Genomic DNA, 22,466 nt, shown 5'->3' on the forward strand with positions numbered 1-22,466 from the left:
AGGTCTATATGTTCGGTCGGTCAGGTCGGGCTCGGTGCGCGGTGCCGCCGCTCAGGCCGGGAGGCTCTCGTGGGCGGTGTCAGCGAACTCGTTCGCCCCGAAGTAAGCCGACTCAACGCGGCCCTGCTCCTTGAGCAACTGGGCCGCACTGCCCTCGAGCACGATTCGCCCGTGGTTGAGCACGATGGCCCGATCCGAGACCGACAGTGCCAGGGCAACGTGCTGCTCGACCAGGACGACCGCGATCCCCTCGTCCTTGGCCAGATCGCGAATACCGGGAAGCATTTCCTGGACGATGATCGGGGCCAGCCCGAGGCTCATCTCGTCGATCAGCAGGATCTTCGGCTCGGCCAGCAGCGCCTTGCCGATGGCCAGCATCTGCTGCTCGCCACCGGAGAGGAGACCGGCTTTGCGGGACTGCAGATTCCGCAGCGCGGGGAAGCGATCCAGCACGAACTGCTCCCGTGTCTTGCTGGGCTTGGCCCGAGCCATCCGGAAGTGCTCCCGCACGGTTAGGTCAGCGAAGACGCCGCGGTCGTCGGGCACCAGCATCAGCCCGGCCCGCACCAGCGACGTCGTGCGCCGCGAGGTGACCTCCCGGCCGAGGGCGGTGACCGAACCACCCATCAGGTCGATCAGCCCGACCATCGACAGCAGCGAGGTCGTCTTGCCCGCACCGTTCGGTCCGAGCAGGGCGATCACCTCGCCCCGCTCGACGGTGAGGGAGAAGTCACGGATCGCGGCCACCCGGTTGTAACCGGCGGTGATCGCATCTGCCTGCAGGACAACGTCAGCCATGGTTCGCCTCAATCGGAACTCCGAGATAGGCCGCGATGACGGCCGGATCATTGCGAGCCTCGTCTGCGGTGCCCCGGAAAATCAGCTTCCCGAACTCCAGGACGTAGATCGTGTCGCAGACGCTGAGCACCAGGCCCATGTCGTGATCGATGAGCAGCGCTCCGGGACCGGTGTCGACGATGCGCCGGATACGTCCGGCGAACTCCTCGCTCTCGGCGCTATCCAGACCGGCCGCCGGTTCGTCCAGCAGCAGGGTGGAGCACCCGCCGGCCAGTGCGCGGGCGACCCCGACCAACTTCTGCTGCCCGAGCGTCAGGTCACCAGCCCGTACGCCGCCCGAACCGGGTAGTCCCACGATCTCGAGCGCTCGCTCGACCATCGCCGTTCCGGGATCGTGGCGCAGGAAGAGGTCGCGGAAGATGGTGGATGGTCGCGGTGGGCGCGCCCCGGCCAGGATGTTCTCGGCCACCGTCAGGCTGGCGAACAACTCCCCCGACTGCCAGGTGCGCGACAGCCCCGCGGCCCGGCGCTGATGCGGTCGTAGCGAATCGATCCGCCGGCCGCCCATCGAGATCTCCCCGCTGGCTTTCGCGAATCCGGTGAGCGCGTCGACGAAGCTGGTCTTCCCGGCACCGTTCGGGCCGATGAGCCCGACGATCTGCCCCGGTGGCACCGAGATCGACACGTCCTGGTTAGCGACCACGCCGCCGTAACGGACGGTGATGCCGCGGGCCTGCAGCCCGTCGGAGGAACTGGTAACCGGCTCAGTGCTGGACATGCGCGGCACTCCTCTCAGCCGGAACCGGCGTACGCACCGGCTCGGTTGGCGGACTCAGCGGTGGGTGGCTGCTGCGCTCGGACATCCACCGGCGGACCCAGTCGATCTGCCGGACGGTCTCGCCGGCGATGCCACTCGGGTTGATGATCGCGGTGAGGATCAGGGCCAGGCCGGAGATCAGCGCGTAGATGTTCCCGGTGTCCCAGATCTGGTTGATGATCGTGTAGACGATCCCGAGCGGGGCCAGGCAGCCGGCCACCGCCGCGCCGCCCCACGAGGTGATGCCGCCCAGGTAGGCGATCGCCAGCACCTGCAGGCCGACGAAGACGGTGAACGAGGCGGCCGACAGCTGCCCGTGCCCGTAGCCCAGCAGGCAGCCGGCGACCCCGGCGATGAAGGCCGAGAGCGCGAAGCCGATCAGCTTGGTGAAGCGGACGTTGATACCGGCCGACGCCGCGGCCCGCTCATTGGCCCGGACGGCCAGGAAGGCCCGCCCGAGGTCACCGGAGACGATACGGACGAAGAAGAGGACCACGATAACGGCGATGACCAGCACCATGATCGAGAAGGAGAGGCGGCTGACGTCGCGACCGGCCCGAATCGAGAAGTTGATACCGAAGAGGTGGGGATCGGCGATCGGATTCCCCTCGGCCGGAGTGAGGCTGTAGTTGTTGAAGACGAAGCGTTCGATGGCCAGCGCCGCGGCCAGCGTGACGATCGCCAACTGCGCACCGCGGATCCGTAGCGCCGGCAGCGCGACGATCACGCCCAGCGCCGAGGCGACGAGGGCCGAGAAGAGAATCGCCAGCGGGAACGGCCAATTCCAGTTCGTGGTCACCTTCGACAGGGCGAAACCGGCGGCACCGGCGAAGGCGGCCTGAGCCAGCGAGATCTGGCCGAGGTAGCCGGTGATGAGTACGTAGGAGAGCGCCAGCAGCATCATGACGATCGACGTCGTGAGCCCGAAGCGGTACACGCCGTTGGTCAGCGCCAGGCCGGCCCCGACAACGACGACCACGATCGTGGCCGGAATCGGGCGGATACGGGGAATCGTCACGTCAGGCAGCCGCATCGTCTGCAGCGAACCGCGGGAGGGCAGCCGCTTACCGATGGCGAAGAGGATGATCATGACGATGATGAACGGCACGACCTGATCGATTCCCGCGGCCGCCCACTTCGGCCACCAGGTGTAGGTGACCATGAACGTGAGGATCGACTGCAGCGCACCGAGCAGCAGACCGGCGATGGTGGCGACCACGATCGAGGACATCCGGGCGACGAGCATGACCGCCAGCGCCGGCACGACGTAGAGCGTGTAGTTGGTCGGGTTGATGCCGGTGAGCGGGCTGGCCAGGATGACACCGATGGTGCTCAACGCCGAGGCGAGCACCAGCGCGACTCCGGCCAGGCGGTCCGGCGAGAATCCCATCAGAATCGCCGCGCGCTCGTTGTCCGAGGCGGCACGAGTGGCAACGCCGGCCCGGGTGAATCGCAGGTAGGCCCAGATGAGCGCCGACAGCACCACCATGACCGCCGCCATCAGGATCTCGGCCAGGGCGATCGGTGCGCCGAAGATGATGTACGTCGTGTCCGGCATGAGGGCGGGCACCTGGACGGTGTCCGAGCCGAAACGGATGATCACCAGCGCCTGCAGGGTGATCATGAGGGCCACCGACACGACCACCTGGGCCAGCGCCGGGGCGCGGCGGACGGGACGGAAGACCAGGTAGTGGACGAGGATGCCGACGAGCACTGCGGAGGCGATACCGATGGCCATCGCCGGCGCTGTGGTCATCGGCTGGTTTCCCAGTTGGATCGAGCCGATCGGCAGCACCAGCTTGCCGTCGATACGCAGCTGGGCGTAGACGTAGCCGCCCCACATGGCGATGGCACCCATCGCGAAGTTGATGATGCCGGTCGCCCGGTAGACGAGCACGAGGCCGTTGGCCAGGCCGACGTAGATCGCGCCTAGCCCCAGTCCCAATACTGCGAACTGCAGATACGTGCCCATGTGACTCCTACCTTGTCCTCGGTACAGCGGCTTGCTCGGAACGACTAGAGAGAAAGTGCCGGAAATACTGGAGGGTGCGGCTGCCGGCGGCGGGGACGCCGGCAGCCGCACTCATCGTCAGGTGCTCGGGAGAACCGACGTGTCCAGGTCGAAGTAGCCGTCCGGCTCGCCGGGCTTGAGCGTCCCGTCCTTCTGGACGACGAAGTAGATCGCCTGGTGGCTGCACGCGGTCGGTGCACCCGGCCACTGCTTGCCGTCGCAGGTGATCTTTCCGCCGGCGAACATCTGCAGGTCCTTCACCTGGCTCATCGCGGTCGAGACCGCGCTGGCCGTGATGTCACCAGTGATTCCGTCCATGACCTGGGCCAGTGTTACCAGGCCGGCGAAGGAGTAGAGCGAACGAGCCGACTGCTCCCCCGGGTGTCCGGTGGCCTTCATCGACGCGGCGAACGCGTCGAGCTGCGCCTGAATGGCCGGCGGTGCGTAGGAACGCGAGCTCGGGATCCACAGCCGGGGCTGCGATACCGAACCGGCGGCCGACTCGCCCATCTTGGCTACGAACTGTGAGCAGGAGCCGGCGAAGATCGTGCCCTGGAAACCCTGGGCGCGAAGCGCGGTGAACAGCTTGGTGCAGCCGTCCTCGGAGAGGGCGATGATGCCGCCGACCTCGGGCTTGCTCTTCAGCTGGGCCGCGGCGGCAACCGTGTAGTTGACGCTCGTCTCGTCCAGATACTGAACCTGGACGTTGAGGCCCAGGTTCTTGGCGATCGGATTGATCAGCGAGTTCACGTAGGTGTGTGTGGCCGGCGCATCGACGATGGCCAGCGAGGCGTTCGTCTTGCCCAGCTTCTTGATGATGGTCATCGAGCCGACCGCGCTGACCGCCGTCGGGCCCGTGAGGTAGAAGCCGAGCGGGTACGGCGTGGTGTCCATCAGGCCGGAGCCGGCCAGTGTGCCGACCACCGGAATCTTGGCCGCCATCAGAATCGGCTTCTCGCCGCCCATGCTGGTGTCGTAGGCGTCGAGGACCACCGGGTAGTTCTTCGAGACGAACCCGTTGGCACAGTTGACCGAAGTCTCGGGGCTGCCGTCACCGGCGCAGAGATCCACCTTCAGCTTGTGGCCGTTGATGCCGCCAAGCACGTTGTTGATGTAGTACTCGGCAGCCTCCACGCCGTAACCGGTCTGTGGGAACGCTGCCGCGCCGTTCATCGGGGCCTGGGCGCCGATGGTGATGGTCGAGCCGGTAGCGACCTTGCCGGCCGCCAGGCTTCCGGTGGACGCCGCGTTCGAACCAGAGCTACTCGTTGACGAGCTGCTGCAGCCGCTGACGACCAGAAGTGCGGTCACCGCAGCTGCGGCCACCGCCAACGATCTCTTTCTTTTGATGCGAAGCACCGTTCCTCCATATGAGTTGTCGAGCAATGCTGGAAAGTCCCAGCAATGTCAGGTCTGCGGGCCCGCTTTCCGCCGCTGGAGGTGAGCCTCTGCGCAGTGCAATGGACTGTCAACGAAGTGACTCAGGCCTCATTGGAGCGGGCTCCAAACGAATGTGTGAGGTTCGCGCGGTACCGATGCGCAATCGACACAGGCGATACGCACAGCGATACTTGCCGACCCGCTGGCCGACCCGCTGGGCGACACATCGGCCGGCTGGGGCGGGTAGAGGCACCGCCTGCGAGCGTTCTGGTGGACCTGATCGCCGAATGCGGCGGGCGCGGAATCAACCCGGTTGGAGAAAAGCTCAACCCTTTAGGTCTTGAGGTAGCCGCCATCGAGAACGATCGACTCACCGGTGTGGAAGATCTGGGTCGGGTCGGCCAGAAAAGCGGCCACCGCTGCAAAATCCTCCGACCGGCCAAATCGACCGAGCGGCGTGCGGGCCACGATCCGCCCGCGCAGCTTCTCCGAGGCCTGGCTGGTCAGGTCAGTGTCGACCCAGCCGGGCAGCAGCACATTGGAACGTATCCCGGCGCGGGCGTATTCGATCGCGATCGTCTGCATCAACGCGACCACCGCTGCCTTGCTCGCGCTGTACGGCGCGAAGTTGCGCATGCCGTGCCGGGCGGCGATCGAGGAGACGGCCACCAGCGCACCGCCCTCACCATGCTCGAGCATGTGCGCGACCGCGGCCCGCATCGTCGCGACCACACCGTCGACGTTCACCGCCATCACCCGGTGCCACTCCTCGGTGCTCTGCTCATGGAATGGTGCGGCGACCGAGGAGATACCGGCGTTGGCGAAGACCGCGTGTATCGGGCCGGCGCGCTCGATGGCCTGGGCGAACGCCAGCGCTACCTGCGTCTCGTCGCTGACGTCGCAGGCGAAGCTGTGCACCGCCACCCCGTGGACACCCAGCCGCTGCACGGCGGCGGCACTGGCCACCTCGTCGCGGGCGAGGATCACCACCGCCGCCCCGGCTCGGGCAACGCCCTCGGCCAAGCCCAGGCCGATGCCCCGGTTCCCGCCGGTGATGACCACCGTTCGACCGCTGAGCGAGGTCATCTACGGCGACCCAGTTGCCGGCGGCTCATTCCTTCGGGCTCAACCCGGCCGCCTCACGGGCCATCGCCACCGACTCCTTCATCGGGTAGTGCTTACGGGTGACGATGCGCTGCGCATAGAGGCCGCCGCCGGACTGCACGTTCGTCACGTAGTGCCAGCCGCCGAAGGCATCGGCGACCATGTCCCGGATGGCGTGCATGATCCGCAATCGGTCCTCCCCGGAGACGTCGGGGTTTCCGGTCATGTACTGACGGATATGCCCCTCGAGTTCAGGCAGTTCGAGGTCGCCGATCGTCGGCGCGGTCAGCACCGAGCCACCCGCGATGTCGATCAGATTCCGGGCCATCGTGTTGAACTCGGCCGCCCCGTGGTACTTCGCGGCGTTCGTGTAGAGCTCATCGGGGTAGACGAACCCGTCTTCGGTGCTACGCGCGTGCGCGATGGCCGCCTCGAGCCCGGAGCGCACCAGCGTGGCGTAGATGACCAGCTCGCTGATCTTCTCCTTCACGTGCGCGACCCGCCCCAACCCGTTGGCCTCGGAGACCAATTCGGCCAGCCCGACCAGCAGGTCGGCGTCATGAGCCATCTCGGCCACCCCGCCCAATCGCTCCCAGAGCCCCAGCGAATGCGCGAAGAGAGCGGAGAACTCCGTCTGCCCATCGAGGAAGATGCGCTCGTTGGGGACGAAGACATCGTCGAAGATCACGAAGCAATCCGGCATCTGCCGCTTGCGCGACATCGGGTAGTGACGGTCATCCTCACCCCGGAACGCGTACGTGGTGTTGATCGTCGACAGTCCCGGGGCGTTAGCCGGCACGGCACAGGCGATCGCGTAGTCCTCCTCGCCCGGCCCCATCTTCTTGGTCGGCATCACGAAGAGTTCGTGGGCTAGTGATGCGCCGGTGATGTGCAGCTTGGCCCCCCGGATGACGACACCATCGGGGCGGCGCTCGACGACCCGCAGGTAGGCGTCGACGTCCTGCTGCTTGCTCGGCGAGAGCGCGCGATGGCCCTTGGCATCGGTGATGCACTCAGTCACGCGCAGGTCGTTGTCGGCCACGTAGTCCAGGTGGGCCCGTACCCGTTCGGCGTACTCCGGGTGCGCCGCCTGCAGCTGGGGCAGCACGGTGCGCAGGGTCATCACCGAGGTGAAGGTCGTGTGCGCCAGCATGTCCACCCCGCGCAGCAGACCGACGATCTCGCGCAGCGCGGCCGCCGACCGCGGTGGGGCGAGCAGCGGATTACGCGCACCCGGATCGTCTGAGTAGAACGTGTCGTAGCAGTCGGCGACCAGTCCGACGGCGATCCGGGTCGTCGGATCGGTCGTCAGGTCCTCGATCCGCCGCCCATCGATGTAGCTGACCCGACCGTCAGCAAGGGAATCCACATACTGTTTGCCACCGAGCACTGTGCTACTCCTCTAGGTCTGTGCGGCCATCATGACGAGCATTGGACGACTTCTTCCAGGGGCCGCCCGCAGCTGCTTGGAGAAACCTCCACCGCCTAAACGGCGCCGCCGCCGACGGCCGCAACCCCGGGGCTCCAGTCGGTGAGTTCGCGCTTGAGGACCTTGCCACTGGCGTTCTTCGGTAGCTCGGATACGAACCAGTACTCCGTCGGAACCTTGTACCGACCCAGATGCTCGTTGCTGTACGCGTAGAGCTCGGCGGGCGTGGTCTGGACGCCCGGCCGCACGACGACCCAGGCCCGCACCGCCTCGCCCCAGTGATCATCCGGCACGCCGACGACGGCGATCTCCGAGACGGCGGCGTGCTCGGAGAGGACGTGCTCGATCTCCAGCGGGTAGACGTTCTCGCCGCCGCGGATGATCATGTCGTTGGCCCGGCCGTTGAGCCAGAGATAACCCTCTTCGTCGAGGTAGCCGAGGTCACCGGCCCGAAACCAGCCGTCGCCGGGCAGTGACTGGGCACTGCGCTCGGGCATCGCCAGGTACCCGGACATCGTGCAGTTGTTGCGGGTCACGATCTCCCCCACCGTCCCGGTCGGCACGTCGTTGAGGTCCTCATCGCAGATGCGCATCTCGATGCCGACGCCGGGGCGACCCACCGAACCGAGCAGCCGCTCCTCCCCGGCCGCGGCCCGGCGGTGATCGGCCGGGGTGAGCCAACTGGCCGATCCGTTCTCGGTCCCGGCTCCGAAGCAGTTGGTGAAATCGCACCCGAACAGCTCCATCGCCTCACGCAGCAGAGCCGGCGGCATCGGTGCGGCCCCGTAGCTGATGATGCGCAGCTGGTCGTAGTTCGCCTCGCGGGCCCCCGGCACGTTCATCACCGTCTGCAGCATGGTCGGGACCAGGAAGACCGCGGTCGGGCCGTCGGGCCGGGCCAGCCAGGACTGCACCTCAACCGGCTCGAACTGTTCGAGGAGCAGGATCGGGACGGCGAAGTAGATGCACATCAAGGTCTGGAAGTAGCCGGCCGAGTGAAACAGCGGCGACGAGGTGAGGTACACGTCGCTGCGGCTCATCGACGTCTCGAGCAGTTGGACGATGCAGACCGAGTGGGTCATCCGGTAGGAGGTCTGCACGCCCTTCGGCATCCCGGTCGTCCCGCTGGTGAAGGCCAGAATCGCGATGTCCTCAGCTCCCGCCTGCTTGGGTGCGGGCTCGGCGTCCGGACGGCCGAGGAGCAGATCCTCGTAGAACCCGGCCTCCTCGGTCTTGCGGTCGAGACAGACGACGTGCTCGAGCGAGGCGTGCTGGTCCTGGATGCCGGCCAGCAGTTCGGTGTAGCGCCCCGAGTGGAAGAGCACCTTCGGCTCACCGCGGGAGAGCAGCACGTCGGCCTCCCGCCGGCTGAGCCGGAAATTCAGCGGCATGAAGGTGGCGCCGAGCTTCAGGGTCGCCAGCAGCACCTCGACGTGACGCAGGCCGTCGGTCGCCATCGTCGCCACCCGGTCGCCGGGCCCGATACCCTGCTCGCGCAGCAGGTCGACGAGCTGGTTCACCCGATGATTGAGCTGGTTGTAGGTCACCCGCCGGCCGTCGCCCAGGATCAGGGCCGTCGTGTCGCCGGCCCGCCGCGCCGCCAGGCGCAGCCAATCACCGGGCAGCACGTTGAACGAGGTGTAACTTCCATCGCCTTGGTAAGTCGTTATCGGTACCGATTGCACGTCAGAACTCCAATGAAAGTCGGTAAATCAGGGCTGGAGGCGAAGCTCCCGCTTGAGGATCTTGCCGCTGGCGTTGGTGGGCAGGGCGTCGACGAATCGGAATTCCGCCGGCACCTTGAACTTGGCCAGCCGGGCAACGCAGTGTTCGCGCAACTCGTCGGGCGTGACGACCACACCTTGGCGAACGGTAACGAAGGCCCGCACGATCTCCCCCCAGTGCTCGTCGGCGACGCCGATCACCGCGCTCTGCACCACCGCGGGGTGTTCGGCCAGCACGGTCTCGATCTCGCTCGGGTAGACGTTCTCACCACCGCGAATGATCATGTCCTTCTTGCGTCCGTGCAGATACAGGTAGCCGTTCTTGCCCACGTAGGCCATGTCACCGGCCCGGAACCAGCCGTCGCGGAAGGCCCGCGCCGTCTCCTCGGGCATGTCCAGGTAGCCGTCCATCAGCATGTCGCTGCGGGTGGCGATCTCGCCGACCTCGCCCACCGGGACGTCGTTCATGTCGTCATCCACCAGCCGGAACGCCACGCCGTGCGAGGGCTTGCCGATGGAACCGAGCAGCTCCGGCTCGCCGGCCATCGCCCGGCGATGGTCGGCCGCGGAGAGGACGGCCTGCAGGCCGGCCTCGGTGCCGGCGCCGAAGGCATTGATGAAGTCGCAGCCGAAGACGTCCATTGCCCGCCGCAGCAGGGTCGGTGACATGGGCGAGGCGCCATAGTAGATGCAGCGCAGGTTCCTCAGTTGCAGTCCGTCGACCTCTGGCCGCTGCAGCAGCATGCTGATCATGGTCGGCACCATGAACATCGCGGTGATCTCGTCCTTGACCAGGATCGGAAGGAGATCGTCCGGGCTGAACTGCGGCAGGATCAGCGACGTGAAGCCGTACCACACGCTGGCCAGCAGGGCGCAGACTCCGCTGATATGGAAGGTCGGGGCGGCGACGTAGCGCAGGTCGTCGGTACGCAGGTCGTAGTCGGCGATGTGCCCGGCGATCATCGCCTTGATCATCCGTTGGGACTGCACCACACCCTTGGGTAGCCCGGTCGTTCCGGAGGTGAAGGCCAATCCGATCGTGTCAGTGTCGGAGGAGACGACGGGCGGTTCGACGTCCACGCCGCAGGCCAGCAGTTGCGCATACTCGCTCTGCTCACCGTCACCGTCACCGTCGCCGTTACCGTCGAAGGCCACGTAGATCCGGATGCTCTCCACGGTGTCGGCGAAGCCGGCGAGCAGATCGGCGTAGGCGGAATCGTAGAAGAGGGCGACCGGCTGGGCTCGTTCGATGAGCACCGCGACCTCCGGCCGGGTGAGGCGGTAGTTCAGCGGCACGTAGACGGCCCCGAGTTTTAACGCGGCTAGCACAACCTCGATGTAGCAGTTGGAGTCGAGGGCGAAGACCGCGAGGCGATCCCCCTTCCCCACCCCACGGGCGGCCAGCGCTGACGCCAGTCGATTCACCCGCGAGTTGACCTCGGAGAAGGTCAGAAAAGACTGGTCCGGGAAGAGGAAGCAGGGCTTGTCGGGGTCACGGGCGGCGCTGAGGGGCAGCGCCTCACCAAGCGTGATTCGCAGGCTTGAGGCCAAGGCCGGGGTCGCCAGATACCCTCGGGCGGCATCCAAATTTTCAGTCATGATCTTCCTCCGGGAGAGGTGATGGTCTCCAGCGCCGCGGTGCCGGAAGGGCTGGGGGTGACCGCCAGCTGGCGAAGCGCGTCCTTGCGGATTTTGCCGGTGCCGTTGCGCGGGAGCGCGGCCAGCAGGTAGAAGTCGACCGGGACCTTGTAGCCGGCCAGGTGATCACGGCAGAGCAGTTCGAGGTCCAGGGGCGACGGCGGGTCACCGCGGTACTCGACGAAGGCAACCGGCAGCTCGCCCCAGTACGGGTCCGGGCGTCCGACGACGGCGGCCGCGGTCACCGAGGCCGGCCGGGAGAGTACGGTCTCGATCTCGGCCACGTAGATGTTCTCGCCGCCGCGAATGATCACGTCACGGCTGCGCCCGCCGAGCGTCAGGTACCCGTGCTCATCGAAGTAGCCGAGGTCACCGCTGAAGAACCACCCGTCCCGCAGGGCGATCCTGGTCTCTTCCGGATCGTCGAGATAGCCGCTCATCACGACGTCGGTGCGGGCGGCGATGTGGCCGACGACGCCGGCCGCCACCTCGATGCCGTCCTCGTCGAGGATGCGCAGATCGACGCCGATGATCGACTGACCGACCGTGGTGAGCAGGTCGATCTCGCCGGCCAGCGCCCGGCGGTGGTCCTCCGGACGGAGGTAGCTCTGCAGGTTCGACTCGGTCCCCGAGCCGTAGAGGTTCCAGAAATCGCACTCCGGCCAGCGGGCCAGTGCCCGCTGCAGCAGCGCCGGTGGCATCGGGGCACCGCCGTAGAGAATCTGCCGCATGCGCTCGGAGGCAGCGGCCGGCCGCTCCAGGTCGAGAATCGCGTTGATCATGGTGGGCACCAGGAAGCATCCGGTGAGCAGACCTGAGCTCATCGCCTCATCGGTGACCTGTGGATCGAACTGCTCGGTGATCAGGGAGGCGCACCCGACGGTCAGCTGGCCGAGCACGACGAAGAGGCCGGCGGCATGAAACAGTGGCGAGGCCGTGTAGCGCACCTCGCCCGGCTTCGGCAGACACTCCCAGAGCTGGGCCGCGACGGCCTTGACCATGCGGTGCGACTGCAGGACGCCCTTCGGCTGCCCGGTCGTTCCGCTGGTGAACATGATGATGAGAATGTCGTCGTCGGCCACACTGATGCGCACCTCACCCGAGTCACCCTGACTGATCAGGTCGGAGAGGTCATCGCCGAGCGATCCGTCCAGTGACAACAACTGCGGTGGGGCCGGCAGTGCTTCAACGAGGCTGCGCCCCACGGCGACGTAGCGATCGCAGACGAAGAGGAAGTCGGCATCCGCGCGCCCCATCAGGGTCTGCAGCTCCTCATCGACCAACCGGAAGTTCAGCGGGACGAAGGTCGCGCCGAGCTTGAGGCAGGCCAGGAAGAGCTCCACGTACTCAAAGGTGTCGACCGAGAGCACAGCGACCCGGGTCGCCTTGACCACCCCTCGCGCGGCGAGGGAGTTGGCCAGCCGGTTGACCCGCTCCTCGACCTCCGCGAAGGTACGACCAGACCCAGCCGGATCGAGCAGACAGGGCAGCGTCGGAAAGAGCCGGGCGGAACGGGTGATGGCCTGGCCAACTCCGAAGTCCGGACGCTGCATTCGTGCTCCCTACCCGTATGGCGGATTCTGTGTGCCCGGTCACGCTAGCGCCGCCCCCACACTTCGGCGAGAGTCCGGCCGGTGCCCGTTTGGAGTTCCATCCAAACGGTTCACCGGTCGCTGTGCCGACCCTCCAGCCCGTGCGCCCGCGCGTCCCAGCAGTCCGGCCCGATGCCCGCCTTACGCAGCTCGCCCTTCTGCACCCGTTCGGTCGGGGTGAGCGGCAGTGTCTGGAAAATCTCTATGTAACGCGGCACCATGAAGTACGGCAGTCGCTCGCGCAGGGCGGCGTGCAGGGCGGCGAGATCGAGCTTCGCCGCCGGCTCCAGCTGCAGGCAGGCCATGACCTCCTGCTCACCGTCGGGACTGTTGACCCCGACAACGGCGGCCAGCTTCACTTCGGGGTGCCGCATGATCTCCGCCTCCACCTCGACCGACGAGATGTTCTCACCGCGCCGCCGGATCGCGTCGACGTTGCGGTCGACGTAGAAGAAGCGATCCTCTTCGTCCTGGCGCACCAGGTCGCCGGAGTGCAGCCATAGATTGCGCCACTTGAGCGCCGTCGCCTCCGGGTTGTGCTGGTACTCAAGCATCGTCGACCAGGGCTCACGGGGGCGCACGATCAACTCGCCGATCTCGCCCCGTGGCACGTCCAGGTCGTTGGCGTCGACCACCCGGGCCTCGAAGTCCGGCCGCACCCGTCCGCTGCAGAACGGCAGATCCTCGCCATAGCGTGCGGCCAGGGCCAGCACCGCTTCGGTCTGACCGAGGCCGCCGGCGATCTCGACCCCGAACCGCTTCTTGAACGTCTCGTTCTCGTTGACGATCGGCGCCATCACCACCTTGCAGAGCGTGGTCTCCGCATCGTCGGGTCGCTCCGGCTGGGCCAGCACGAAGTTCACCATCGCCGCGATCATCGTCGTCTGGGTCGCGCTGAAACGACGCACGTCGTCCCAGAAACCGGTGGCCGTGAACCGCTCGACCAGCGCCGCCGCGCCGCCGACCTGAAGTGGCGCGAGCACCCCGGTCCACTGCCCGGCGATGTGGAACTGCGGCAGTGTCACCAGCACGACGTCGTCGAGGGTGGCCAGCCCCCAGTGCTCGACGCTGACGTAGCTGAAGCCCAGCCCGTGCGGCTGCACCACACCCTTGGACGGGCCAGTGGTCCCCGACGTGTACACGATCGCCGATCGATGCCAGACCTGAACCGGCTCCTCGGCTCCGCCACCGGGGCCGTCGGTGAGCACGGCGTCGAAATCCAGCACCTCGAAGCGTCCGGGGGGCAGCGCGGCACCGGTGCCGCCGCGAACAATCACCCGCCGTAGCGCGGGGACGTCGGCCTCGATGAGGGCCAGCCGCTCGCAGTACTGATCCTCGATGACCATGGTGTCGGCATCCGAGTTGTTGATGACGTGGGTTAGCAGGCCGCCACGGTAGGCGGTGTTCACCTGGGCCTGCACGCGGCCGTGGTAGTTCGCCCCCAGCCAGGTCAGCACGTGGTCCACGTGGTTGTCGAGCATCAGCAGCACGGCCTGCTGCCAGCCGATGCCCAGCTCGCGCAGCGCCGAGCCACGGCGATCGGCCTCGCCCGCCAGTTCGGCGTAGCTGACCCGGCGATGGCCATCGAGTAGTGCCGTCCGGTCGGGCCAGCGCCGCGCCCCGGCATCGAGCAGCGCGGGAATCGTGCGGTCAGTGAGGGGTACGTGCAGATCGACCGAATTCATGAGTTGAGCAGAACAGGTCGGCGCAGGTTCTGCTCAGACTTCCTCGGTCGCGTTTGTGGTAGTCGACAGCCTCGACAGGCCAGTGGCGAAGAGGCTCTGCGCCTGTAGCGCCACCGAGACAGTCAGCAGCGCATCCAGCCGTTCGGGCTCGATCGAGGAGACCTCGCGGATGCGGTTGAGGCGGTATCGCACCGTGTTCTCGTGAACCCCGAGAGTCGCCGCGGTGGCCCGGATCTGGGCCTGGCTGCCGACGAAGGCCCGCAGTGTCTCGACGAGGGCACCGGCGTTCGCCTCGTCGTGCTCCACCAGCGGGCTGAGCAGATCCTCGGCGTGCTTTAGCGCGCCCTGGATGCCGTCCCGGCGGGTGACCAGCCGGATCAGTTCCAGGTCACGGGCGAAGACCAGCCGTGATTCGGTCGCCGCGTCGCGCAGCAACCCGGCGATCTCGCGAATCTTCTCGGCCGCCGTCGGAAGTTCACCGAGTGAACGGCAGGGGTCGGAGACCACCGCGAATCGAACCCCGAAGCGTTCGTTGAGGGGTGCGAAGGCGTGACTCAGCGCCTCCGCCAGTGCGGCGCCGGCCGCCCCCGTCTCGGTCACCGGTACTTCGAGCAGCAGCAGGTCGGCACCCGGGACCCCGGTATAGGCCACGCATTTCGCGCACCCGTCGAGCGACTTGGAGACCAGCTGCGCGGCCGAGCTGCGCCGGGTGTTGCCGGTCGCGTCGATGTCGTCGAAGCCGTCGGCGTACTGCAGGCGTAGCACCACGTGGCGCCGGTCGACATCGAAGCCGAAGGACTCGGCGCGGGTGGTCAGCGACTCCAGATCGCGCCGCCCGTAGAGGATGTCGGCGAAGTACTCCTCGCGCTCCTGGCGGTAGATGTCGGCGTTGCGCTGATCGGAGAGCAGCTTGAGCGAGACCGCCATGGCGGCCTGCTCCAGGGCCTTCGAGTCGACCTGGCTGAAGGATCGCCCCAGTTCGCAGAGTTCGAGGTAGCCGACGCACTCCCGGTCGATCAGCATGCGGACCAGTAGCCGGCGGCAGCGCAGTTCGGGGGTGGCGCGCATCATCACCGTCGATCGGCCGTCATCCAACGCACCGAGCGCGTCCTGGACCCACTGCAGTTCCACCTGGGCCGGGGTGATCGCCGGACACGCCTTCATCTCCAGCGACTCCGGAGAGGCCCAGGAGAGCATCTCCAGCTTCGGCCCGTAGAGCACCACCGGCTTGCCCAGCAGTTCGACGATCAGCGACAGGATGGCGTCGATGTCGGCGCCGTCCAGTACCGCCCGAGTCACCCGGTTGTGCACGGCCGCCGACGCCCCGAGCACCTGGCGCTGCTCGTCGATGATGCGGGCCCGCTCGCCGAGTTGCTTGTAGAGCCAGCCCTGCCGCACGGCCAGCGCGCTCAGCCCGGCGAAGGCCTGCGCGAGCTTCACGTCACGGTTGGTGTACTCGTGCCGCTCGCCCTGATTGTCGACGTAGATGATTCCGATGACCTCGCCGCCCACCACGAGGGGGACGCCGAGCATGTCGAGAACTCCCCACTGGCGCATGGTGCGCTGAATGGTGCGCGGATCCTGGGTGGCGTTCTGGACGAGGACGGGAGCCGCGGTACGCACGATCTCGGCGGTGAACTGGTCGTCGTCGACGCCGGCCACCAGCCGGCTGACCCCAGCGTCGATGCGCCGCCCCACGCAGTAACCGACCTGGCCCTGGAAGCGGCCGTCGTCGCGGCGCAGGTACACCGAGCAGCGACTGACCTTCAGCAGTTCGCAGAGGCGCTGCCCGACCAGCCGAAGCACGTCGTTGATCTCGGCTGAGTCGCTGGTAGTGAGTAGCGCGACCTCCTCGAAGGCGCCCACAACCTCACCGTAGAGCTCGCCGGAACCAGCGGACTCGAGAGCGAAGAGCTCTGAAATTGTCACCGATCGCTCCTGTCCGTCCGCCATGCGGCCGCCGCGGCTGGGCCGCGCACGCTCATGACCTCTCCCACAGTGTGCACCTTCATCCCGCCCGGTCGAGTGCGTGTAAAGCGGCGGCGGCCAGAACCGAGACCTGCTCACGCTGCCATTCGACGTCAAACCCGTCGTCGCCCATGGCACCGGTCTGGTACCGCTGGTAGATGCCCTCGCTGATGCAGGTCAGGCGCCACAGGGCGAAGGCGAGGTAGTAGTCGAGGCCGTCCACGGCCCGCCCGGTTGCCCGGGCGTACAGCTCCACCAGCTCGTCCCGGCGCAGAAATCCGGGGTGGGCGGTGGGTGATTCGAGCAGCTCGACCTCGCCCGGTTCGCGCCAGGTGGCCAGCAGCCAGCCCAGGTCGGCCATCGTGTCGCCGAGGGTCGCCAGCTCCCAATCCAGGACGGCGTTCACCCGACCGTCCGGGGCCAGCAGCAGGTTGCCCGGACGGTAGTCGCCATGAACGAGCCCGGTGAATCGCTGCACCGGGATCGTCCGCGACAGGCGGCGGTGCACCTCGTCGACCATCGGCAGGTCCCGCCCGGTGGATGCGTGGAACTGATGGTGCCAGCGCTTGAGCTGGCGCTGCAGGTACTGCCCGCGGCGGGCCAGGGTGTTCAACCCGATCGCGTCCAGGTCGAGCAGGTGGATGCGGGCCAGCACGTCGATGAGCTCGGCCGACGCCGCCGCACGGGCGGGCCGCGGGTAGGCGCCGCCGTCGGAGTCGGTGGTCACCACGACACCGGGCACCAGGTTCATCACGTAGAACGGCGCCCCGATGACGTCAAGGTCCTCGCAGTGACCGAAGGTCGTCGGGACCGGCACCGGCGTATCGGCCAGCGCGCTGATGATCCGATGCTCACGCCCCATGTCGTGGGCTGACTGCAGCACCCCGCCGGTCGGTGGACGGCGCAGCACATAGCTGCGCCCGGCCGAGTCGTCGACCCGGTAGGTCAGGTTCGACCGTCCCCCGGCGATCAGGGTGAGCGTCAGCGGTGGGCTCACCGCAATCGATGCGCTCTCCAACCACTCGACCAGCCGCTGCTCGTCCATCGCACGGTCACCTCCCTGAGTGAAAACACCTTGCTTGAGCGCGATTAGAGCATCGCGGCGGCATCGCCCCCGCAGGCCGGCGACGGGCGGTTTGGAGCAATCTCCAAGCCGGCTCAATCCGCGACGTTCTCGGGTTGGACCGCGATCGCTAAGGTCAGCAGTCATGAGCGACTGGCAAGAAATAGGCAGCCACCCATTCCTCGGCGTCGGACTGCGTGACGGCGCCGCGCGCGTCGAGTTTCGCCGCCCGGCCCAGCTCAACGCCTTCGACTCCGAACTCTCGGTCGAGCTACTGCGTGTGCTGCGTGAACTGGGCGCCGACGACTCGGTGCGCAGCATCCTGATCACCGGTGCCGGACGGGCCTTCTCGGCCGGCGCCGACATCAAGAGCGAGTTCGGCGGCGAATCCGGGCCGCCCCCTGCGGGCGAGATCGAGCGGGGGCTGCGCGAAGTCAGCAACACCACGATCATGGTGCTGCGGGAGATGCCCAAGCCCGTGGTGGCGGCGGTGAACGGGGCGGCGGCCGGCATCGGCTGCTCGCTGGCACTGGCCTGCGACCTGGTGGTCGCCTCGCAGTCGGCCTTCTTCCTGCTCGCCTTCGCCAATCTCGGCCTCACCGCCGATGGCGGCGCCAGTCTGACCGTGCCGGCCCGGGTCGGCATGGGACGAGCGTTCGTGATGGCGCTGCTGGCCGAACGGGTGCCCGCCGCCGAGGCGCTGAGCTGGGGCCTGGCCGATCGGGTGGTGGCCGACGACGAACTGGTCGGGGTGACCGAGGAGCTGGCCCTGCGCCTCGCCGCCGGCCCGACGCTCTCATACGCTGCCACCAAGCAGCTGATCAACCGCAGCGCCCTCGGCGGGTTGTCCGAGCAGTTGGATCTCGAGGCCACTCTGCAGGGCAAGATGACCGCCACCGAAGACTTCGCCGCCGCGACGGTCGCCTTCACGCAGAAGCAGCGCCCGACCTTCACCGGGCGCTAGGTATACGACAAGCAAGGTTTGGGTATACGACTAGCAAGGTTTGGCCCGACGCCCGAGCCAAGTCCTTTATGCGGCGGCGCGGTTGTGCTGTGTTGATTGGTGTTCGGGGTTGGGTTGCCCTGGTGGGTCGGGCGGGCGGCTGGGGTAGCGGTGTCCGGTCGGGGTGGTGGTGATGACCTCCCCCGGGCACTCCGGGTTGAGGTTTTGGGTCCAGTCGGGGGCCTGCTTCGCGTGGTTGCAGGCTTCGCACAGCCCCTGCCCGTTGGTAACACTGGTCGGGCCGCCGTCGGCCGCCGGTTGGATGTGGTCGGCGTGGCGGATCGGGGCATCACACCACGGGGTGCGGCAGGTTTGGTCACGCAGCAACAGGAAGTGACGCTGGTTGGCGGTAAACAGCCGGGATTGGGTCTCCATCGCCGCTAACTGGTGGGTGTCAGGGTGGGTGTAGAGGCGGCGCAGGAACATCGCCGTCTCCCCGCTGGGGTCGGTGACCATCCGCCGGGCGAGCCCGGCGGGGATCGTCCCGGCCCCGATGAGGTGAGCCGGTTCGTCCGTGCCGGTGCCTGATGTGAAGAGGGCCTGGTCGGTGATGATCAGGTTCACCGCGACCGGAACATCTACGGCACGGGCTTGCCCAGTGAGACGCTCCACGAACGTATCGGCCATCACCTGACCCCGGCTGCGGTCTTCCGATCCGACCCCGACCACGGTGGAGGCATGGGAGTGAAGCGCGGCGTAAGAGGCGACACCCTGCGATACCGGCAGCAGGGCACTGACCCGGACCATGCAATCCGGCGCCGGGCGAATCGACACCCGCCGATCCTGCTCAGCCTGAGCCAACCGGCCCACATACCCGTGCGGGTCGAGACGGTAGGCGATCTTCTTGACCAGGTCCAGGGCCTGACGGTGACCCAATGGCTCCAACTGCGGCGCGACCTCCGCGTCGACGGCCGCTCGGTGTTCCGGACTCAGCCAGCTGGTCTGCCCAACGATCTGCAGCACCCTCCACTCCGGCACAGCGCCGGCCGCCAGCCGCTCGAAGGTGGCGGGGAGTTCCGTGGTGAGGGTGACCGCTTGGCTGATATAGCAGGTGGCCTGGTGGGGCGATATCCGCCGGGCCAACGCGACCTGCGCCGCCACCCCGCGTCCGGCCCGCTGCCCCGCCACTCCGGCCGCCACCCCAGCTGCGACGTGACCGGCTCGCTGCGACACCACAAACTTCGCCGTTGCCCGGGCCTGCGCAGCCGCAGCCACCGCCTTGATCTCCTCCAACAACCGGATCTGATCAATCAACTCCGCAGCAGAGTCGGCCTCGGGGGCCTCGGCGAGTGCGTCCTTGATCGCAACAAGCATCGCCGCGCGGGACGGCACTTGATGGCGGGAGAACATGCGTTTGATTATACCGCCCGTAGACGAGAAGGCAAATCCGACTAGGACAGTTTAGCCTTATTTAATATGGGAAAATTTGCGAGTCGCGCCCGGCTGATGGCTCGATGTGCTGCGTCCTGCCAGCTGCCAGCGCAGGTGGATCAGCGGCCCCGCCAGACCGGCTCTCGCTTCTCGGCGAAGGCGGTCGCCCCTTCGATTGCGTCGCTGGAGTGGGCCACCGGGTCTGCGATAGCGTCCTGCAGATCCCAGGCCTGCGAGCTTGACCAGTCGCGGGACTCGACGATGATCCGCTTGCTGGCAATGACTGCGAGCGGGCCATTGGCCGCCACCTGGCCGGCCAGCTCGAGCGCCGCAGTGAGCGCATCCCCGTCGTCGACGAGGCGGTTGACCAGTCCCAGTTCGCAGGCCCGCTCGGCACTGAAGTGATTCCCCAGCAGGGCGAACTCCATCGCCTGGTGGTACGGGATCCGCTGGGGAAGCCGGAGCAGGCCGCCGCCACCGGCGACCAGGCTGCGCCGCACCTCGGGGATGCCAAAGCTAGCCCCCTTAGCCGCGACGACGAGGTCGCAGGCGAGAACGATCTCGAAGCCCCCGGCCAGCGCGTAACCCTCGACCGCTGCGATCAATGGCTTGGCCGGCGGCCCGTTCACCAGGCCGGCGAAGCCGCGCCCTTCGACGATCGGGAGTTCGCCCCGGACAAAGGCCTTGAGATCCATGCCGGCGCAGAAGGTGCCGCCGGCGCCGGTGATGATGCCGACCCGGAGCTCGTCGTCGGACTCCAGCTCGTCCAGGGCGGTCGAGATTCCCTGCGCTACAGCCAGGTTGACCGCGTTACGAGCCTGGGGGCGGTCGATGCAGATGATCAACGCACCACCCTGGCGGGTGGCGGTGACTTCGGGCGCGTCCATGGTTCCTGCAGCTACCGTGCGGCCATGCGGATCGAGCCGTCGAGCCGGATCGTCTCGCCGTTGAGCATCGGATTGCCGATGATGTGTTCGACCAGCGAGGCGTACTCGTCCGGATAGCCGAGACGGCTCGGGTGGGGAACCTGGCGCCCCAGCGACGCCTTGGCGTCTTCCGGGAGCGAGGCCAGCAGCGGCGTCTCGAAGAGCCCGGGCGCGATGGTGACGACCCGGACCTGACGCTCGGCCAGTTCGCGGGCGATGGGCAGCGTCATGCCGACGATCCCGGCCTTGGACGCGGCGTAGGCCGCCTGCCCGATCTGGCCGTCGAAGGCCGCGACCGAAGCGGTGTTGACGATGACCCCGCGTTCCTCACCGAGCAGGTCCTGAGCCAGGATCCGCTCGGCCGCCAAGCGCAGCACATTGAAGGTGCCGATCAGGTTGACCTCGATGGTTCGGCGGAAGGAGTCCAGCGGGAAGGGACCCTTCTTGCCGACGACCTTGGCCGGCGGCCCGATACCGGCGCAGTTGACGACGATACGCAGCGGTGGCCCCTCGATCACGAGGTCGAGGGCAGCGGTGACGGCGTCCGGATCGGTGACGTCACCAGGCGCAAACAGGGCCCCACCCCCGAGCTCGTCGGCGACTTGGGCGCCGGCCGAGCTCGGCAGGTCGATGATGACGACGCGGGCGCCGGCCAGGGCCAGCCGCTTGGCGGTGGCCAGCCCCAGGCCGGAGGCTCCGCCGGTGATGAGTGCGGTCGATTCAGTGATTTGCACAGTGATCCCTTACAGGTTTTCGATGATGGTGGCGTTGGCCATACCGCCACCCTCGCACATGGTCTGCAAGCCGTAACGGCCGCCGGTCTGCTCCAGGTGGTTCACCATGGTCGTCATCAGCCTCAGCCCGGAGGCGCCCAGCGGGTGCCCGAGCGCGATCGCCCCACCGCGCGGGTTGAGCCGGGCGGGGTCGGCGTTGAACTCGTGCGCCCAGACCAGGGGCACCGGAGCGAAGGCCTCGTTGACCTCGTAGGTGTCGATGTCGTCGATGCTCAGACCGCTGCGCTGCAGCACCTTCCTCGTCGCCGGCAACACGCCGGTGAGCATGAGCAGCGGGTCGTCGCCGCTCACTCCGAACGCGGCGAAGCGGGCTCGGGGAGTGAGTCCGAGACGGGACGCGGTCTCGGCCTCCATGATCAGCGCGGCCGAGGCCCCGTCGCTGAGCGGCGAGGAGTTGCCCGGGGTTATCTGCCAGGCCAATTCGGGGAACCGCTCAGCCAGCGCGGCATCGTAGAAGGAGGACTTGAGTCCCGCCAGACCTTCGACGGTGGTACTGGGGCGGATGGTCTGGTCAACCGTGTGCCAGCTGCTCAACCCATCGGCGTCGGTGACCTCGATCGGCACGATCTCCTTGGCGAAGAGCCCGGTGGCCTGAGCCTGCGCGGCCCGGGTGTGCGAGCGCGCGGAGAACTCGTCGGACTGCTGCCGGTCCAGCTTCCACCGGGCGGCGATCAATTCGGCCGAGATTCCCTGGCTGACCAAACCATCCGGATAGCGAAGCCCCAGCCGGGAACCCCACGGGTCCTCACCGAGCATCGGAGAGAACATCGGCACCCGCGACATGGACTCCACACCACAGGCGATGACGATGTCGTAGGCGCCGGCCAGCACGCCCTGAGCAGCGAAATGGGCCGCCTGCTGGCTCGACCCGCACTGGCGGTCGATGGTGGTGGCCGGGATGGACTCGGGCAGCCCGGCGGCCAACACCGCACTGCGGGTGACGTTCATCGACTGCTGACCGGCCTGCGAGACGCAGCCACCGATGACGTCGTCGACGGTGGCCGGGTCGATGCCGGTGCGCTCCACGAGCGCGGCGAGGGTCGCGGCCAGTAGGTCCACCGGGTGCACCCCGCTGAGCGCTCCACGAGCTTTGCCGCGACCCGATGCGGTCCGGATGATGTCGACAATTACCGCGTCACGCACGGAGTCTTCCCTTCGTTGTA

Annotated in this window: 17 protein-coding genes; 1 reads left to right on the plus strand and 16 read right to left on the minus strand. The window is 67.5% G+C overall.

Translation table 11 applies throughout. The features are described 5' to 3' along the window. Window positions 1–51: 51 nt before the first annotated feature. The 12 genes from CPH63_RS18875 to CPH63_RS18930 form a co-directional block, all read right to left on the minus strand. Complete coding sequence (locus CPH63_RS18875) at window positions 52–798, minus strand: ABC transporter ATP-binding protein (protein ID WP_096304320.1); 747 nt, start codon at window positions 796–798, stop codon at window positions 52–54. Beyond that, window positions 791–1,576 carry an ABC transporter ATP-binding protein gene (locus CPH63_RS18880; protein ID WP_096304321.1) on the minus strand — a complete coding sequence of 262 codons (786 nt, stop codon included), beginning with the start codon at window positions 1,574–1,576 and terminating at the stop codon, window positions 791–793. Before CPH63_RS18880 ends, CPH63_RS18875 begins: the two co-directional genes overlap by 8 nt. Further along, window positions 1,563–3,587 (minus strand): ABC transporter permease, encoded by a 2,025-nt coding sequence (locus CPH63_RS18885; protein ID WP_096304322.1) that lies wholly within the window; start codon window positions 3,585–3,587, stop codon window positions 1,563–1,565. Before CPH63_RS18885 ends, CPH63_RS18880 begins: the two co-directional genes overlap by 14 nt. A 117-nt stretch (window positions 3,588–3,704) precedes the next feature. Then, a complete protein-coding gene (locus tag CPH63_RS18890; RefSeq protein WP_157749654.1) occupies window positions 3,705–4,937 on the minus strand; it encodes an ABC transporter substrate-binding protein in 1,233 nt (410 codons plus the stop codon). Window positions 4,938–5,339: 402 nt separating this feature from the next. Beyond that, window positions 5,340–6,092 carry an SDR family NAD(P)-dependent oxidoreductase gene (locus tag CPH63_RS18895; protein WP_096304324.1) on the minus strand — a complete coding sequence of 251 codons (753 nt, stop codon included), beginning with the start codon at window positions 6,090–6,092 and terminating at the stop codon, window positions 5,340–5,342. 25 nt (window positions 6,093–6,117) lie between these two features. Further along, entirely contained in the window at window positions 6,118–7,479 is a 1,362-nt protein-coding gene (locus CPH63_RS18900) for a 4-hydroxyphenylacetate 3-hydroxylase N-terminal domain-containing protein (RefSeq protein ID WP_197704446.1), read from the minus strand. Window positions 7,480–7,595: 116 nt separating this feature from the next. Beyond that, on the minus strand, window positions 7,596–9,224 hold the full coding sequence (locus CPH63_RS18905; RefSeq protein ID WP_096304326.1) for a class I adenylate-forming enzyme family protein: 1,629 nt from the start codon (window positions 9,222–9,224) through the stop codon (window positions 7,596–7,598). A 27-nt stretch (window positions 9,225–9,251) separates the two neighbouring features. Continuing rightward, entirely contained in the window at window positions 9,252–10,862 is a 1,611-nt protein-coding gene (locus tag CPH63_RS18910) for a class I adenylate-forming enzyme family protein (protein WP_096304327.1), read from the minus strand. Beyond that, window positions 10,859–12,454 carry a class I adenylate-forming enzyme family protein gene (locus tag CPH63_RS18915; RefSeq protein ID WP_096304328.1) on the minus strand — a complete coding sequence of 532 codons (1,596 nt, stop codon included), beginning with the start codon at window positions 12,452–12,454 and terminating at the stop codon, window positions 10,859–10,861. Before CPH63_RS18915 ends, CPH63_RS18910 begins: the two co-directional genes overlap by 4 nt. A 110-nt stretch (window positions 12,455–12,564) precedes the next feature. After that, window positions 12,565–14,178: an AMP-binding protein gene (locus CPH63_RS18920; RefSeq protein WP_096304329.1), complete on the minus strand. Its 1,614-nt coding sequence runs from the start codon at window positions 14,176–14,178 to the stop codon at window positions 12,565–12,567. A 33-nt stretch (window positions 14,179–14,211) separates the two neighbouring features. Next, window positions 14,212–16,107, minus strand: coding sequence for a GAF domain-containing protein (locus CPH63_RS18925; protein WP_172892242.1), 1,896 nt, complete (start codon window positions 16,105–16,107; stop codon window positions 14,212–14,214). Window positions 16,108–16,186: 79 nt separating this feature from the next. Continuing rightward, window positions 16,187–17,191, minus strand: coding sequence for a phosphotransferase family protein (locus CPH63_RS18930; protein ID WP_096304331.1), 1,005 nt, complete (start codon window positions 17,189–17,191; stop codon window positions 16,187–16,189). A gap of 163 nt (window positions 17,192–17,354) precedes the next feature. On the opposite strand from CPH63_RS18930, the gene CPH63_RS18935 reads away from it, so the two are divergent. Further along, window positions 17,355–18,173: an enoyl-CoA hydratase-related protein gene (locus CPH63_RS18935; protein WP_096304332.1), complete on the plus strand. Its 819-nt coding sequence runs from the start codon at window positions 17,355–17,357 to the stop codon at window positions 18,171–18,173. Window positions 18,174–18,239: 66 nt separating this feature from the next. Here CPH63_RS18935 and CPH63_RS18940 read toward each other — a convergent pair whose 3' ends face one another. The 4 genes from CPH63_RS18940 to CPH63_RS18955 all read right to left on the minus strand — a co-directional run bounded on the left by CPH63_RS18940 (window position 18,240) and on the right by CPH63_RS18955 (window position 22,446). Next, window positions 18,240–19,562: an HNH endonuclease signature motif containing protein gene (locus CPH63_RS18940; RefSeq protein WP_197704447.1), complete on the minus strand. Its 1,323-nt coding sequence runs from the start codon at window positions 19,560–19,562 to the stop codon at window positions 18,240–18,242. A gap of 140 nt (window positions 19,563–19,702) precedes the next feature. Next, window positions 19,703–20,470, minus strand: a complete 768-nt coding sequence (locus CPH63_RS18945) for a crotonase/enoyl-CoA hydratase family protein (protein ID WP_096304333.1) — start codon at window positions 20,468–20,470, stop codon at window positions 19,703–19,705. 11 nt (window positions 20,471–20,481) lie between these two features. Continuing rightward, entirely contained in the window at window positions 20,482–21,243 is a 762-nt protein-coding gene (locus tag CPH63_RS18950; protein WP_096304334.1) for a 3-hydroxyacyl-CoA dehydrogenase, read from the minus strand. 9 nt (window positions 21,244–21,252) lie between these two features. Next, window positions 21,253–22,446 carry a thiolase family protein gene (locus CPH63_RS18955; RefSeq protein ID WP_096304335.1) on the minus strand — a complete coding sequence of 398 codons (1,194 nt, stop codon included), beginning with the start codon at window positions 22,444–22,446 and terminating at the stop codon, window positions 21,253–21,255. Between the last annotated feature and the right edge of the window lie 20 nt (window positions 22,447–22,466).

The sequence above is a fragment of the Jatrophihabitans sp. GAS493 genome (assembly GCF_900230215.1).
Taxonomy (GTDB): domain Bacteria; phylum Actinomycetota; class Actinomycetes; order Mycobacteriales; family Jatrophihabitantaceae; genus MT45.